14 protein-coding genes and 2 tRNA genes are annotated in these 15,614 nt (G+C 56.9%); 14 read left to right on the forward strand and 2 right to left on the reverse strand.

What is annotated here, in order from left to right:
• Positions 1 to 5: 5 nt before the first annotated feature.
• The 4 genes from ACP3RB_RS00120 to ACP3RB_RS00135 all read left to right on the forward strand — a co-directional run bounded on the left by ACP3RB_RS00120 (position 6) and on the right by ACP3RB_RS00135 (position 3,501).
• Positions 6 to 860, forward strand: coding sequence for a multidrug ABC transporter permease (locus ACP3RB_RS00120; protein WP_314935197.1), 855 nt, complete (start codon positions 6 to 8; stop codon positions 858 to 860).
• 217 nt (positions 861 to 1,077) lie between these two features.
• Positions 1,078 to 1,830, forward strand: coding sequence for a hypothetical protein (locus ACP3RB_RS00125; protein WP_315294146.1), 753 nt, complete (start codon positions 1,078 to 1,080; stop codon positions 1,828 to 1,830).
• Between the two features lie 324 nt (positions 1,831 to 2,154).
• On the forward strand, positions 2,155 to 2,784 hold the full coding sequence (locus ACP3RB_RS00130) for a hypothetical protein (protein ID WP_426699092.1): 630 nt from the start codon (positions 2,155 to 2,157) through the stop codon (positions 2,782 to 2,784).
• Between the two features lie 330 nt (positions 2,785 to 3,114).
• Positions 3,115 to 3,501, forward strand: a complete 387-nt coding sequence (locus ACP3RB_RS00135; RefSeq protein WP_426699093.1) for a hypothetical protein — start codon at positions 3,115 to 3,117, stop codon at positions 3,499 to 3,501.
• Between the two features lie 131 nt (positions 3,502 to 3,632).
• On the opposite strand, the gene ACP3RB_RS00140 is transcribed toward ACP3RB_RS00135, so the two are convergent.
• Positions 3,633 to 4,289 (reverse strand): DedA family protein, encoded by a 657-nt coding sequence (locus tag ACP3RB_RS00140; RefSeq protein WP_426699094.1) that lies wholly within the window; start codon positions 4,287 to 4,289, stop codon positions 3,633 to 3,635.
• A gap of 336 nt (positions 4,290 to 4,625) precedes the next feature.
• Between ACP3RB_RS00140 and ACP3RB_RS00145 the strand changes: the two genes are divergently transcribed.
• From ACP3RB_RS00145 to ACP3RB_RS00185, 9 genes are all read left to right on the forward strand, one after another.
• Positions 4,626 to 6,815, forward strand: a complete 2,190-nt coding sequence (locus tag ACP3RB_RS00145) for a RecQ family ATP-dependent DNA helicase (protein ID WP_426699095.1) — start codon at positions 4,626 to 4,628, stop codon at positions 6,813 to 6,815.
• Positions 6,816 to 6,856: 41 nt separating this feature from the next.
• Positions 6,857 to 7,384, forward strand: a complete 528-nt coding sequence (locus ACP3RB_RS00150; RefSeq protein WP_311468993.1) for a nucleoside deaminase — start codon at positions 6,857 to 6,859, stop codon at positions 7,382 to 7,384.
• A gap of 298 nt (positions 7,385 to 7,682) precedes the next feature.
• Positions 7,683 to 8,402: a multidrug ABC transporter ATPase gene (locus ACP3RB_RS00155; protein ID WP_304192800.1), complete on the forward strand. Its 720-nt coding sequence runs from the start codon at positions 7,683 to 7,685 to the stop codon at positions 8,400 to 8,402.
• A 2-nt stretch (positions 8,403 to 8,404) separates the two neighbouring features.
• Entirely contained in the window at positions 8,405 to 11,011 is a 2,607-nt protein-coding gene (locus tag ACP3RB_RS00160; protein WP_426699096.1) for a YhgE/Pip family protein, read from the forward strand.
• Between the two features lie 173 nt (positions 11,012 to 11,184).
• Positions 11,185 to 11,712, forward strand: coding sequence for a TetR/AcrR family transcriptional regulator (locus tag ACP3RB_RS00165; protein WP_426699097.1), 528 nt, complete (start codon positions 11,185 to 11,187; stop codon positions 11,710 to 11,712).
• Between the two features lie 168 nt (positions 11,713 to 11,880).
• A tRNA-Ser gene (locus ACP3RB_RS00170) sits at positions 11,881 to 11,967 on the forward strand.
• Between the two features lie 184 nt (positions 11,968 to 12,151).
• The gene (upp, locus tag ACP3RB_RS00175; RefSeq protein WP_005504417.1) at positions 12,152 to 12,790 is read left to right on the forward strand and encodes a uracil phosphoribosyltransferase; all 639 of its coding nucleotides are present in this window, start codon (positions 12,152 to 12,154) and stop codon (positions 12,788 to 12,790) included.
• A gap of 578 nt (positions 12,791 to 13,368) precedes the next feature.
• Positions 13,369 to 14,121, forward strand: coding sequence for a winged helix-turn-helix domain-containing protein (locus ACP3RB_RS00180; RefSeq protein ID WP_426699098.1), 753 nt, complete (start codon positions 13,369 to 13,371; stop codon positions 14,119 to 14,121).
• Positions 14,122 to 14,273: 152 nt separating this feature from the next.
• A complete protein-coding gene (locus ACP3RB_RS00185) occupies positions 14,274 to 14,819 on the forward strand; it encodes a SixA phosphatase family protein (RefSeq protein ID WP_303979415.1) in 546 nt (181 codons plus the stop codon).
• Between the two features lie 58 nt (positions 14,820 to 14,877).
• Here the strand turns inward: ACP3RB_RS00185 and ACP3RB_RS00190 are convergent.
• A tRNA-Ser gene (locus ACP3RB_RS00190) sits at positions 14,878 to 14,969 on the reverse strand.
• A 254-nt stretch (positions 14,970 to 15,223) separates the two neighbouring features.
• Between ACP3RB_RS00190 and ACP3RB_RS00195 the strand changes: the two genes are divergently transcribed.
• Positions 15,224 to 15,571, forward strand: coding sequence for a DUF4190 domain-containing protein (locus ACP3RB_RS00195; protein ID WP_303979417.1), 348 nt, complete (start codon positions 15,224 to 15,226; stop codon positions 15,569 to 15,571).
• Positions 15,572 to 15,614: the final 43 nt, after the last annotated feature.

Below are 15,614 nucleotides of genomic sequence, written 5' to 3' on the forward strand. Positions count from 1 at the left end.
CAAAGATGTCAGAACGCACCCCAAAACAACCGCTAAACGATCCGGAGTACACGGTTCCCGAATACAGCGTGCTGCTGCCCTCCGACGAGGCTAAAAACAGCACAGCAGAGGGCGACAGCGCCCCCAATAACGTTGTCTCCGGTAACGCCGCAGATAACAGCGCGGCGGAGGGCAACGCACCCGGCGGCAGCGCCCCCGAGCACGCCAGCACCCCCGAGCAAACCATTACCGGCTACACCGCGCCTGTCGCCTCCGAGCAGGTAATTCCGAAGCGCCCGCAGGCTATGCGTAGCGTCATGTGGTGCGCTGCCGCCATTATCGTGCTGGGACCCTTGAGTAACTTTCTGCCGATTCTAAGCCGGTCGTATATCGATTTTGAGATGGTGGTGAGTGTTCTCTTCTCTGCCTTGGTGGTTACCCTCATCATCTCTGCCATCCCGATTTTTGTTCTCTGGAAGATCTGGGATGGCCGCGAGTGGGCGCGCATTCTTACCATCATCTACTGCGCTCTCGCGGCTGCTAGCGGTGTGCTTATTCTTGCGGATAATTTCTCGGGGTTAAGCTCTAGAGCGGCTGCGGCGTCCAGCCTGGTGCGTATCGCGAGCGGCGTTTTTACTCTCGTTCTTTACCTCCTGATGATTGTGCTGCTGAATCGTGCTCCTATTAGGATGTACACACAAATCGTTAGCGGGGCACGTGCGCTAGAACGCCAGCAGATGCTGTCTGAGACGAGACAGGCTGCCGGTCAGGTCCCGGCAGAACTTCGAGAGATTTTCGCTGACGATGAGGATGACGAACGTACCTCATCAGGGGGAAACACCCCTCGACCCCCGCACCGTAGCGCGGGATGGGGCACCTAGAAAGGAACACCAACGTCAGGAGTTCCGGGGCTAGCCCTCGGAATGGTGCACGTGGTTACTCGGATACCTCTGAATACGCTGAGAAAGGGTACCGCCTTCCTAGGGTGCGGCGCGCCTCCTTATATCCTTAGGGTAAGACTCTTTAACACCCGCTCCGTGGCACTGTAGCGCGGGGTGGGTGCCAGAAGAGAAAGTGCCAGGGGAGAAAGGAACGACGATGTCAGAACGTATCCCGAGGCAGCCGCTGAATGACCCGGAGTACACGGTTCCCGAATACAGTGTGCTGCTGCCCTCCGACGAGGCTAAAAACAGCACGGCAGAGAGTAACACCGCCTCCGAAACCAGCGCCTCCGAGCACGCCATCACCGGCTACCGGGAGGCGACTGTCGGCTACAGTGCCCCTACCGCCTCCGAGCATGCGGGGCGGGTACGCCCGAAGGCCCTGCGCAGCGCTAAGCGGTGCATGACCGTCATCATTATTCTGTTGCTTTTCAGGAATATTCAAACGTTCATACTCCTTAAGAACCTAACCTCCAGCTTGGGGGCGCTGTCTCTTCTCTTCACGCTGGGCTTCCCCCTCATCTTCATTTTTATTCAGATTTTCCTCTTCTGGAAGACCTGGGAAGGGCACAGATGGGCGCACATACTTATCCTCGTGTGTAGCTCCTACGAGGTCTTGAGCCGTATGTATTGGTTTGCGCAAGATTTCTTCATGGATTCCAGATATCTCACCTGGCTGATGGAATATTTGCAGTCCTACGACTCTATGGACCTGGCGATTTCTCTTCTCTTGAGTACCGCGGTTGGTGTTGTCATTACTATCCTCTACATCCGGAACATTGTGTTGCTGACCCGTCCCTCTGCGTGGGCGTACACGACTGCCGGCAACACACCGCATAGCCAGGTGACCGGTCAGAATCCGCTAGCACCTGACCCGAACTCCAATGAGGGCGGGAACCGCCTCAACTAGGATGTTTGCCTCAAACGGCGCCACTATCACCAAAAGGCTCAGAGCATGAAAGGGTGGGGATACCAGACGGTATCCCCACCCTTTCGCGTTAAATATCGCAATCTTCTAGCTGGTAAAACCCTTTGAGTTACCTAAAAGGTTCCAGGCTTCGTATAAAAACTCTACTGGGCTCGAAGAGCTTACCCTATACTGAAAAAGTATTATTCTCTCAGCTAACTACATCAAACAACTCTTTTAGGTATGTATCAAGCAAATCTACCTAAACGAGTACAACAATCACCGACTGACGCACCGTAGTGCGAGCATAAGAGAGAAAGAACGACGATGTTTAACAATACTTCCGGCGCCCCCGCGGGCACGCTGGCACCGCAGGTAGCTCAGCCTAATACCGCAGCACTGAACTTTGCGGCACCTCAGCTCCCGGTTCCTGCAAGTGTCCGCCCCGTGCATGGTGTGCCGGGTGCCCAGCGCGCTATCAATCTTCCGCCGCGCCCCATCGCCATCTGGGCGGTATCCCTATTCTTGGTGGTGTATGTGTCCACATACCCCCTACAGCCTCTTGTAGGTCTAGAATTCACGGGTGCTTATATGTTTGCAGGCATGACTATGGGGCTTACGATGATTCTCCCTATTGTTCTTGGAGTAGTCTCTGCCTGGTACCTCACTGAGGGTTATGAGTGGGCGCGAGTGGTGGTTATTATCGAGGGCGCGCTACGCATGATCCTGGATATTGTGTATGTAGCTCTCTGCGCTCACGTTTTCTTTGACAACGAATACGATTCACAAATGCTTAGGGTATTGTTCTTTGGCCCGTTTATGACTCTTGAAGTCTTGTACGCGAAGCTCGCCTTTGATTTCATCAGCCGCATCGTGATTATCGTTCTTCTCTGCCAGCCGCAGGTTGGGCGGTACATCCATATGCGTGGAGACTTGCGACGCATGGGTGCGCGCTAAACATAACCAATCGGGATGCACAACACCTCCCGTTCCTCCTCCGCATAAACAATCACCGGCTCACGCATTAGCGTGGGGCACATACAAGAAAGAACAACGATGTTAAACAACGCTCCCAACCCTTCGGATACTGGTCCGGCGCCTCAGCCTAACGCCGCAGCACCGAACTTTCAGGCACCGAACTTTCCGGTTCCGGGCGCACCAGCTCCTTCGTACGGCATGCCGGGCTCCTACGGAGTCGTTTACGTCCCTACGCAGCCCGTCGCTCTGCGTGCGGCAATGGGGTGCGCAATCGCTGTAATAATACTGGCTGCCCTATCATCCCTCTACATGATGTTCTGGGATGGTGTGGATTTTGATGATTTCTCATGGATTGGCTTTGCCGCTATCGGCGGGCTCGTCATCTGGCAGCTCTGGCAAGGAGCCCGCTGGGCGCACATACTGGTCATCGTTGACTGTGCGCTATACCTCGCCCTTAACCTAACGGGCTTCCTGTTGCTCCCATTTTTGCGTCAGGCTGGTGTGCCCGTCCTAGAAGGGGCGCGGATGGTAGGCGCATACCACTATGGAGATCCTAATGTCTTCTTAGTACTGGTTCTAGGCAGGACCGCAATTGATATTGCCTTGCACATTGCCATCATTGTTCTTCTGACCCGACCGCAGGTCTTGCAGTACTTCAAAGCCCACGAGGACCTTCGAAGCATGGGCGTAAAGTAACCTCGCGGAGGTGCAACCGGCATCCGGGGCGTCACCTCTACCGGGCTTGAGAGAGCACAAAAGGGTGGGGATACCAGACGGTATCCCCACCCTTTCGCATCCCCGGCTCACGACCGAGAAGAACTCACGTATTACTCAGCAGATTCCTGCTTCGCCTTCGAGCGGCCACGCAGGTACTCGATAAAGACCGGCACCACAGAAACCACCACAATAATCACAGCAATGTACTCAATGTTGTTGTGCACGAACGGGATACCGCCCAGCAGCACACCCGCCAGACCAATCGAACCAATCCACGCAACCGCGCCAACAACATTCCACAGGTGGAACTTTTTACGGTCGTACGAAGAAATACCCGCCGCAACAGACACAAAAGTACGAACAATCGGCACGAAACGACCCAGAACCAGAGCCAAGCTACCGCGCTTCTGGAAGAACTCCTCGGTAGTGTGCAGGTTCTTGGTGCTCAGAATCTTCGCGTCATCCTTGAAGATCTTACGGCCGTAACGAGCACCAATCTGGTAGCCAACCTCAGCGCCAGCAATAGCAACCAGCACCAGGACCGGGAACGCAACCCACAGGGACAGGCCCATCTGCTCATGCAGCATACCTAGAGCAAAAATCAGGGAGTCACCCGGAAGAACCGGGAAAAGAACACCGGACTCAATAAATACGATAATTGCCGAAACAACCAGAACCCAGGGGCCGGTATCGAGCAGGAACTGCTCAAGGTCGAGACCCAAGAGCGCAACCGGAAGATGCGCCAAAGCGGTGGCAAGAAAAGTCATGAAAAATCCTGAACTGTGAGTGGACCGCACGCACGGATCGGCGCCGGAGTAACACCAGCATAGAAAGCATACCTATGGTGAACATTGTGCAAAACTATGCGGAGGCTGTGTATTACTGGCACAATTCTACCGGCATTTACGCCGGATGCACGGGTCAGCGAGGCGTAAATCTCCGCACCGGCAGGGCTAAACAGCCCGGGGTGACACGGCGCTCGCACGCCTCCCCAAGTAGTAACCGTCCGTCAGACCAGGGGAGGCGGGGTGTGACATGATGGGAAGAGAGCACGGCGCGTCGCGGCGTAGCGATTGACCCAACCACCCACCGTTGGAGAGAACATGAACCCCCAGCAGTCAGCATCCAGCCCTGCCGATTCCGTGCCTGCCGAAGCCCTACATGCCGACTCCCTGCATGCTGAAGCCCGCGAAGTGTTGCGCCGCCTCACCGGTGTTACTGATGCCGAGTTCCACGACGGCCAGTACGAGGCGATTCGCGCTCTCGTAGCCGACCGCGCCCGCACCCTCGTCGTGCAGCGTACTGGCTGGGGTAAGTCCGCGGTCTACTTCATTTCTTCCCTGCTGTTGCGTGCCCGCGGTATGGGTCCGGCGCTTATTGTCTCCCCGTTGCTTTCCCTCATGCGTGATCAGGTTGAGGCGGCGTCCCGCGCGGGAGTGCGCGCCGCCATGGTGAACTCCGCGAACGTCACCGAATGGGACGAGATCCGTACCCGCCTCGAAGCTGACGAGCTCGACGTACTGCTGGTCGGCCCCGAACGCCTCAATAACCCGGCGTTCCGCGAGCAGTGGCTACCGTACCTGCTGCCGCGCCTGGGTCTGCTCGTTATTGATGAGGCGCACTGTATTTCTGAATGGGGCCATGACTTCCGCCCCGACTACCGCCGTATTGGTTCGCTCATCAAATCTCTCCCGGCGGGCGTGCCGGTGCTGGCGACTACCGCGACCGCGAATGACCGTGTTAGCCGCGATATTGCCGAACAGCTCAGTGCCGATACCAGCGCACCCGTGCATGTGCTGCGCGGTCCGCTGTCCCGCGAGTCCCTGCGCCTGGGCGTTCTGACCCTGCCCAATGAGGCGCAACGCATCGGCTGGCTGCTCACGCACCTGAACAGCCTGCCCGGTTCGGGCATTATCTACACGCTGACTGTCTCTGCGGCAGAAGATACCGCAAACGCCCTGCGTGCCAGCGGCTACGAGGTACTCGCCTACACCGGTAAAACTGACCCGGATGAGCGGCTGGTTGCGGAGCAGGCGCTCAAGGAAAACCGGGTGAAGGCTCTTGTTGCGACGAGTGCCCTCGGTATGGGTTTTGACAAGCCCGATTTGGGTTTTGTCGTGCACCTGGGCGCGCCGTCGTCGGCGGTGAGCTACTACCAGCAGATTGGTCGCGCCGGCCGCGGTGCAGTCAATGCGGATGTTCTGCTCCTGCCCGGTCGCGAAGATCGCGCCATTTGGGAGTATTTTGCGACCGCCTCCATGCCTGATAAGGAGCAAGCGTTGGCTGTTTTGGATGCCCTCGCCCAGTCCCCGGAGGGGTTGAGCATTACCGCGTTGGAGGCGCGCGTTCAGTTGCGCCGCTCCACCCTGGAGCTTCTGCTGAAGGTGCTGGACGTTGAGGGTGCCGCCGTGAAGGAAGGCAACTCTTGGCGTCGCACCTCTTTGCCGTGGCAGTACGATAGTGCCCGTTACGCGGCGGTGGCGCAGGCGCGTGTGGTGGAGCAGAACGCCATGCTCGAGTATGAACGCACTAGTCAGTGTCGTATGCTTTTCCTGGCTCAGCAGCTTGATGATGCTTCCGCTGTCGCTTGCGGTCGTTGCGATGTGTGTGCAGGCCCCTGGTACCCGGTCGACGTTCCCACTGAGGCGCAGCAGGCAGCACAGAGTAGCTTCAATACGGTGGGCGTGCCCCTGCAGCCGCGCCGCATGTGGCCGAGCGGGCTGGATCAGCTGATGGGTGCGGATGCGCCGCGCGGTCGTTTGTCTAAGGACGAGCAGGCTGAACCCGGTTACGCTTTGGCGCGTTTGAGCGACATGGGGTACGGTACTCGTCTGCGTGAGCTTCTGGCAACGAATGAGCTGGGTGAACCGGTTGATTCTGAGGTTCCTGCCGAGCTGGGCCGCGCCTGCGTGAAGGTGCTTGCTGCGTGGGAGTGGGCTGAGGCGGGTCGTCCGGTGGCGGTGTTGACTCTGCCTTCGCCGGTGCGTCCCCGTTTGGCTCAGTCTCTGGGTAGGGGGCTTGCATCGGTGGGTCGTCTGGTGGATTTGGGTCGGGTGTCTCTGGCGGGGGAGCCGCGTTTCTTTGGCGGTAATAGCGCGTTCCGTTGTGCGGATGTGCTGCGCTCGTATCGGGTGCCTGCAGAAGTTTTGGACTATGTGCGGGAGCATCGGTGCCCTGTTCTGCTGGTTTCTGATGTGGTGGATTCGCGGTGGGCGTTTACGGCTGTGGCGCGTGAGCTACGGCTGGCGGGTGCTTCTGCGGTGTATCCTTTCTCTTTGGCTGCCACCCACTAGTTGCGCCCATTAAGGTTTATTTATTCCCCTGACGAGGTTGTATGTCATATTCGGAATATTCAATATTGACGGTCACAGACGGCTCTTCCGCTGTGCTCAGCGATATTCCCGCTCGCCCCGAACACAGCGAGTGGATGGTGCGCGCCCTCGCCGAGGGTGCCGCCGCAGGTGAGCGTGGCGAGATCCCTATCGGTGCTGTGGTGGTGGATGAGCGGGGTGTCATTATTGGTTCGGCGGGCAATACTCGCGAGCGGGAGCATGACCCCAGTGCCCATGCGGAGGTGAATGCGATTCGTCAGGCGGCGGCGCATCGTGGTCGGTGGCGCCTGGACGGGTGCACGCTCGTGGTGACGGTTGAACCGTGCCTGATGTGTGCCGGCACGATTCTGGCGTCGCGCGTTTCGACGGTGGTTTTTGGTGCCTGGGAGGAGAAGACGGGGGCTGCTGGCAGCCGTTACGATGTGCTGCGTGACGGCAGGGTTGCTCCGGCTCCCGAGGTGTATGCGGGGGTGCGTGCTGATGAGTGCGCGCAGCTGATGGTGGACTTCTTTAGGGAGCGCCGCTCCTGACCTTCTCTAAGCCTCACCCTTAAAATGGTTTGTATAACGCGAAAAGCCGCGCAGAGGCTGCGTGGCTTTTCGCGTTATTTGTACGAAAAACCCTATTTCTTTGAAAAATACTTCAAGAATTTCAAAAATGACCCCTGTTTTTCAAGAAAAGCCCACTACATCACACACAACTGGGTCTACCATATATAGGCACTGGAGCCTCCGCCTGCCTGCGCCTGTCGTTTAACACCCCGCGCGGTGCCCGCGGAGGACTCCCAGAAACTCACCCGAACCGTCCATTCTCTGAGGGGATTTAACCGTGTTAAGCGTTGACAATATTTGGGCAAAAGGGCGCCACACTCCGCTTTTTGACCGCACCACCTTCTCAGTGGGTGAAGGTGAAGTCATTATTGTTCAGGCAGATAGCCAGCTGGAGCGTACCTCTCTTGCGTTGGCGCTGACTGGTCGTCTTCCCCTGTCTGGCGGCACGATTAGCTGGAGTAAGGGCGATGATGAGCCTCGCCGTATTTCGATGAAGCGTCTGCGCGCTCTTAGCAGCGTGGTGGATTCCCCCGATGTGACTGCTCCCGAGCAGCATATGCGCGTGCACGATTATGTGTCGGAGATGCTGTCCTATAACCTGCCGATTTTTGGTCGTTCTCGCGCGAGCCGCTGGCTGGCTGAACGCGGCCTGGAGGAGCTGGACGGGCTGTGGATGGATGAGATTAGTGGCGAGATGAACATTGAGCTGATGGCCGCTTTGGCGAAGCATAGCCCCTCTGACCTGCTGGTTTTTGATACTCCTTCCCGCCATCTGAACCACACGTACATGTGGCTTCCGTATCTGGAGGAGCTTGCCGCGGATGAGGACCACCCGCGCACGGTGGTGGCGGTTGTGCCCCATATTTCGGAGTCCTGGCATGGTGCGCGTGCTGTGGTCGGCCGTGCCCCTGAGGAGAACGCGCCGGATCCTGTTGAGGGCGAGGTTGAATCCTCCAATGATTCCCCCGAACATGGCGAAAACGCTGAGAAGGAGTAAGAATGACTGTTCTGCGTGTTGCACTCGTTGAGCTGAAACGCCTGACCAGCGGTGTTCTGCCGGTTTTGGTGCTGCTTGCGATGTCCTGCATTCCGCTGCTGTACGGTGCCCTGTACCTGTACGGTAACTGGGATGCTTACGGCCATGTGAATGGCATTGTGGGCGCCCTGGTGGTTGAGGATGAGGGCGCGACGGATTCTGAAGGTAAGCAGGTGAACACCGGTGCTGATGTAAAGAAAAACCTTCTGGATGCTGGCACGTTTGATTGGCGTCAGGTGCAGACCCGCGCTGAGGCTGTTGAGGGCGTGGAGAACGGCACCTATGACTTTGCGATGGTGATTCCGAAGGATTTCTCCCGTAATTTGCAGAGTGCCGGTTCGTTCAAGCCTGATGCTGACGGCAAGACGGGCACTGTTGATCCTCGTTCGGCGGGTATTGAGGTCATTACAAATGATGCCAATAACTATGTGCTGACGAATATTGTCACGAAGGCGGGCACTGCGGTGCGTGATTCGGTGGCGGAGAAGGTCGGTAATTCTACGGCGAATTCACTGTTGGCTAGCTTCACGACGATTCATTCGAAGATGGGTGAGGCTGCTGATGGTGCGTCGAAGGTGAATAATGGCACGGTGAAGCTGGCGGATGCGATTGTTCAGTTGAAGGATGGCACCGCCACGGTGAATGATGGTGCCGTGAAGCTGAAGGATGGCACGTCCTCCCTGGCTGATGGCCAGTCCCAGTTGTTGGATGGTCAGAAGCAGTTGGCGGAGGGCGCTGCGAAGCTTGCTGATGGTGTCTCGACTTTGGATTCTGGTGCTGCGAAGCTGGATTCTGGTGCTGCGAAGCTTGCCGATGGTGCTTCGAGTTTGAAGGATGGTTCGTCGACTTTGGCTTCGGCGGCTGCGTCTGCTTCTGATGGTGCGGCGAAGTTGAAGGACGGTTCGGCGACTCTGGCTGAGGGTACTGCGAGCTTGAAGAGTGGTTCGGCGGCGGTTGCGAAGGGCGCTAATGATTTGGCGTCTGGCATCCATCAGTTGCGTACCGGTATGGATCAGGCGGGTATTCGTGAGTTGCCGGCTGAGCTGAACGCGATGTGCATGCGCCTGCATGAGACGGATACGTCTGCCGGTAGTGGCGATTTTGGTCGTGACCTGTCGAATACTGTGGTGTCTGCGACTGCGCAGAAGATGCGTGCTCAGTTGGCGCCGTTGGTTGAGTCGGGTACGTTGACTCAGGAGCAGGCTGATCAGCTGGTGGCTGCTGTTGATTCTGAGGAGACGAAGAATGAGGTTGCTGAGCTGAATCAGAAGGCTCTGCAGTCGCATCTGGCTACTCGTGATGCTGCCGCTGCTGATGCTCTGTCGAAGCTGAGCGCGTTGAAGTCGAGCCATTGTATTTCTGATGGTTCGTCGTCGACTGCGGCGAAGATTCAGACTTTGGTGTCTGGTGTGGATTCGCTGGATTCTGGTGCTTCGTCGTTGGCGAAGGGCGCTTCGTCGGTGGCTGAGGGTGCCGCTCGTGTGGATGCTGGCGCGTCTTCGTTGGCGTCGGGTTCGGCGGCTCTGGCTGATGGTAATTCTAAGATTGCTTCGGGTGCTTCGAGCCTTGCGAGTGGTTCTGCGACTCTGTCGGGTGGTGCTTCTGAGCTGAAGGAGGGTACCGGTTCTTTGAAGAGCGGTACCGCCGAGCTGAAGGATGGTAGCGGCACTTTGGCGGAGAAGGAGCAGTCTGCGGTTGATGGCCAGCAGAAGTTGGCTGATGGCGCGAATGAGTTGAAGGATGGTGCGTCGAAGCTTTCTGACGGTACGGCGAAGCTGTCTGATGGTTCTTCGCAGCTGAATGATGGTGCTTCCGAGTTGAAGGATGGTACGTCGTCGCTGGAGAGCGGTCTGGCTTCGGGCGCTAAGCAGGTTCCGAGCCTTGCGCCGACTGAGCAGGCGAAGGTTGCGGATACGATGTCGAACCCTGTGGCTCTGTCGCATGAGTCGCTGGCGTCGGCTCGTAACTATGGTGAGGGCATGGGTCCGTTCTTCATGTGCTTGGCGCTGTGGATTGGCGGCTTGATGCTGGTTCAGACGTTGCGCGTGATGAATAACCGTGCGTTGGCTTCGCATGCTCCGTCGATTCGTGTGATGCTCGGTAGCTGGATGCCGTTCGGCCTGGTGGGTATTGCTCAGGCGACTCTGATGTTCGCCGCGATTAAGTTCGGTTTGGGCTTTGAGATGGCTCATCCGTGGCTGGTGTGGCTGTTCCTCTGCTATGTGGCTTTGGTCTTTACCGGTTTCATCCATGGTTTGACGGTGATTTTGGGTGCGCCGGGCAAGCTTGTTGCTTTGGTCATTCTGATTCTGCAGCTGATTACTGCGGGCGGCACGATGCCGTATGAGACTCTGCCTGAGTCGATTCGTTGGATGCATGACTTCTTCCCGATGGGTTATGCGGTGGCGGGTACGCGTCGTTTGGCCTATGGCATTAATGAGTCGAGCCTGTGGGGCATCATGCTGGTTTTGACTCTGTGGGGTCTGGCTGGTCTGGTGTTGGGTTACATTGGCACGCGTCGTGATCGTACGTGGTCGCTGAAGAAGCTTGCGCCGGAGATTACGGTGTAACGAACCCTGTTTGGTCGCACCGGGGGAAAACTGTCTAATAAAATAGAGATATATCTGCAAAAAGGGAGGGAGGACTTCTGATGTTGCAGCGCCCAGCCGCTGAAGCTGCAAGTCGTCGTCCCGGCCGTACAGGTAGAACTCAGTTGAAGTTGTTCAACGCTGCTATGGAAATCATGACCCAAAAGGGGCTTGAGTACGCCACCGTTGAAGAGGTGGCTGCCCGGGCGGGTGTTTCTAAGGGAACCGTGTATTACAACTTCGGTTCTAAGAAGACCATGGTGGATCAGCTGGTTCAGTACGGCACGCAGTTGCTGCTGAGCGATGCGCGTCGCGCGGCGTCGGTTCATTCTGACCCGCGTGAGGCGTTGCGGAGTGCTATTCGCGCCGCGTTCCAGTATCTTGAGGACCGTCCGGGTTTTACTCGGCTGTGGCTTTCGGAGGCGTGGAAGGGCGCGGATGGTTGGACCGAGGCGATGAGCGATAACCGTCTGAATCTTCTGAATTACTTGGAGGAGATGACGGAGGCTGTGGCTCGCCGCTATACGGTTGATACCGCTCAGAATCCTCGTGCGATTGCGATCTCTATGTTCGGAGCGATTTATATGCTTGCTATGGATCGTGAAGTGCATCAGGCGGAGCGCAATGCTGAGGATGCAACGCGTGCTGTCATGCTAGTTGTAGATGGGTATATCCGTCATTAGGTGGACCCGTTGGGGTCTGCAGACGTGCCGGGACCTCGGTGTCGGGTGTCGAAAAGGGCGCGGTGAAAAGGGGCCGTGAAGAGGGCGACACCCGACTGCCGTACGCGGCACGATAGGTAGGCTCGTTCTTGCCCTCTGGTCGGGGGTGTGCTATAGTTTTCCACTGTTGGTGGTGTGTCCGAGCGGCCGAAGGTGCATCACTCGAAATGATGTTTGGTGTAAAAGCCAACGGGGGTTCAAATCCCTCCACCACCGCACCAACGAAAACCCGTCGAGATTCGTCTCGGCGGGTTTTTGCATGCCCGGATTGTTCTGGGGTGGTGCTGACGGGTGCGTTGGTGGGTGGCTGCGCGGTGGTATTCGCCTGGTTTTATAGGGTGTGTGCCACTTCCAGGGTTTTACCGATGCTTGCTGATTCGGGGGTGGGTAAAATCGTATTATGCGTATTAAGATTCTTGACCACCCGCTGGTCTCTCACAAGATTAGTGTTCTGCGTGATAAGAACACTCCGTCCCCGATTTTCCGTCAGCTGGTTGATGAGCTGGTGACTCTTCTTGCTTACGAGGCGACTCGCGAGATTCGCGTGGAAGAGGTTGAGGTTGTGACTCCGGTGGCGACTACTACCGGTGTTCGTATTGCTGATCCTAAGCCGCTGGTTGTTCCGATTCTGCGTGCTGGTTTGGGCATGCTGGAGGGTATGACTCGCATGGTTCCGACCGCTGAGGTGGGCTTCCTGGGTATGGCTCGTAATGAGGAGACCCTGGATATTGTGACTTATGCTGAGCGTCTGCCGGAGGACCTGACTGGTCGTCAGGTGTACCTGCTGGATCCGATGCTGGCTACGGGTGGCACTCTGATTGAGGCTATTAAGTTCCTGCGTGAGCGTGGCGCTGAGTCTGTGACTTGTGTGTGCCTGATTGCTGCTCCTGAGGGCATTGCTGCTCTGGAGAAGGGTATTGAGGGCATGGAGAATGTTGACCTGTTCCTGGCTGCTCGTGATGAGCGTCTGAATGAGAAGGCGTACATTATTCCGGGTCTGGGCGATGCTGGTGACCGCCTGTACGGTTTGGCTGAGTAGTCTTTCAGCGTTATTCACGTGATGTGAGTGGGGCGCCTCTGCATATGTATGTGTGGAGGCGCTTCGCTATGTCTTGCGGGTGTTCGGCTGGTTGCGCGCCGCAGTGTGGCGGTGCGTATCAGTGTGTGTCTAATGCGTCTGGGGCTTGGGTGGCGATGGTGCTGCTGGGTGTCGGCGTGGGTTTTTGAAACACACCACCTATTATGTGACAAGGAACACAATAGAGTGCTTGAGGGTGCATCGAAACTTCAAGTATATTCACAGCTTCACATGAAAATGCAGGTTGCAACCCATACATAACAGAAACCGTGAATATTTATGTGATGAAAAAGCTGAAAGCCTCAGGTTCCGCATGAAATCTCCCAAAATGGGGAAGGGTATTGTACTCCTCTTGGCGACAAAGGAGAATCCACTATGTCGAATCCGCTTGATTTATCCGTCAAATAGGAGAAATATTAAGTAAGAGGATTGAGACTCGAACAGGTATTGGGGACTGTTTGACTCGGCGTCACTTCCGGCGCACCCCACACCACGTACGACTGGGATCCCGTACACAGACTTTGAGAGAAGGTTGAACCATGTCAGGCGCTGTACCTGGATATGTACACATCTCCCAGCGCGGCCGCGCTGCTAAGCGTCAGGTCGTGCAGCCTCAGCGTCCCGCTGCGCCGGCTGCCACGTTGCGTCCGATGACTTTCTCAGCCGGTGACTCTGCCCATAAGCAGGCTCAGGAAAATGAGGCACGCGGCTTTGTGCTCTATGTGGGTTTGAACGAGGAGCTTGCTGCGGCGAACGGCACCTCCCTGGTGCGTATCGTTCAGGATTTGCGTACTTATGCACACCATCTGGCTCCCGAGTCGGAGTCGTACGCCGCTGTGGCGTTGGCTCCGGTGAATGCTGAGGGTAGCGACCTTGAGGTGGTGCGTAATGCGCTCGGCGATCCGACCGCAATGTACATGCACCCGGAGGCGCATGCCATCCGCGAGGCAGAGAACACGAATAGCCACTCCTCGGGTGTGCTGATTGACTTGGCTCGCCGCGAGGTGTTCCTGGATGGTGAGCCGCTCATGCTGACTTTCAAGGAGTTCGAGCTGCTGGCACACCTGGTAGAGAACGCATCCCGCACTGTGGGTCGTGAGGAACTGCTGAAGGCGCTGTGGAGCTCGGGCGACGAGCATCCGCATGAGCGTACGATTGACGTGCATATTCGTCGTCTGCGTTCGAAGCTGGGCCGCTTGTCGGGTACCGTGCGTACGGTGCGCGGTCAGGGTTACCGCTTCTTTGAGCACCCCGAGGTTGTTGTCTGGGCTGCTCCGGAATACTCGATTTAGCGTGTACAGAATTTAGCTTCTGCAGAGTGCACCCCGGTGTGCTGGCGTGATGCCGGTGCGCCGGGGTTTACTTGTGCCCGCCTTATGGGTGTTAGTGTGCGTGCTGTGGTGGCGTACGGGACGTTCCGGCGCCCTCTAGCTAGAATGGGTGTATGGCTGAAAATTCTTCCAACACTGCATCTGGCTCGCACTGCAGCGGGGTCAAGCGTCTGATTATTATGCGCCATGCGGAGGCTGATTGGGGTCTGAATGATTTTGATCGTCCGCTGACGAAGCGCGGTCATGAGCAGGCTGCCGCCGCTGGTGCCTGGCTGGCTTCTTGCGGTTATATTCCGGAGCAGATTATGTCGTCGGCGGCTTTGCGTACTCGCCAGACGACGACGTGGGTATCGGATGCTTTGGGGGCGAAGGCGCCTACAGCTCATCTGGATGAGGGCTTGTATGAGGTGTCTGCGTCCCGCATTATTGCGCGCATTAACAGCGTTTCGGAGAATGTTCATTCTCTGATGGTGGTGTCTCATCTGCCCGGTGTGCAGGATGCCGCGCAGCGTTTGATGAGCCCTGATTCTGACCCGAACGCGTCGATGGATGTGTACTACGGCTTCCCGCCCTCTTCTATTGCGGTGTTTGAGGTGCCGGGGGAATGGGCTCTGCTTGATGGTGCGGATGCGCGCCTCGTGGACTTCAAGAGCTTCTAGGTTTTGTACCTGAAAGGGTAAAGTAAAAGCCCCGTACCAGCTGGTACGGGGCTTTTTGTGGCGGAGACGGGGGGATTTGAACCCCCGGTCGAGTTTAACCCCGACCCTTCATTAGCAGTGAAGTCCATTCGGCCGCTCTGGCACGTCTCCACGGTGCGCTCGTGAGCGCATCCCTATAAGAATATAGGCTGTTTTGCGCTTGGTCAATTCGGCCCGTGCTTTGGGGGATATCTCTGAGTATGTATTGCTTTATAGGGCGGACTATGGGTTGTAGGCTTTGAGGCTCATATACATTTTCGATAGACTGCTACTGTCCGACCGATAAATAGAGGGCGTCTCTGGCGTGCGATTTTTCCGTACAACGTTGCCAGAGTTGTCTTATTTACTCAACGAAATGAGAAATTATGTCTGAAAACCCCAACAACCCCCAGCCCCAGTTCAACCAGGACCCCCAGTTTAGCCAGCAGGCACCCCAGTACAATCAGCAGGCTCCTTACGGTGTGGCCGTTCAGACCCCTGAGCAGCAGGCTCAGGCGAAGAAGGCAAAGACCCTGTCGATTGTCTCTCTGGTGAGCGGTATTGTGAGCTTCTTTGTCCTCGGTTTCATCCTTGGTGCTGTAGCTATTGCGACCGGCCGCCTGGCTATGAACAACCCCGAGCTGAAGAACCGCGGTATGGCTATTGCCGGTACTGTTCTGGGTGTCGTCAGTATTATTTTGCTGGTCGCTCTGAAGATTTTTGTAAAGCAGTAAGATTGAAGCTACCTGCAGTAGCCTCATGATTCGAGAAAGCCCG

Origin of the sequence: Rothia mucilaginosa (genome assembly GCF_049990865.1) — a bacterium.
Taxonomy (GTDB): domain Bacteria; phylum Actinomycetota; class Actinomycetes; order Actinomycetales; family Micrococcaceae; genus Rothia; species Rothia mucilaginosa_I.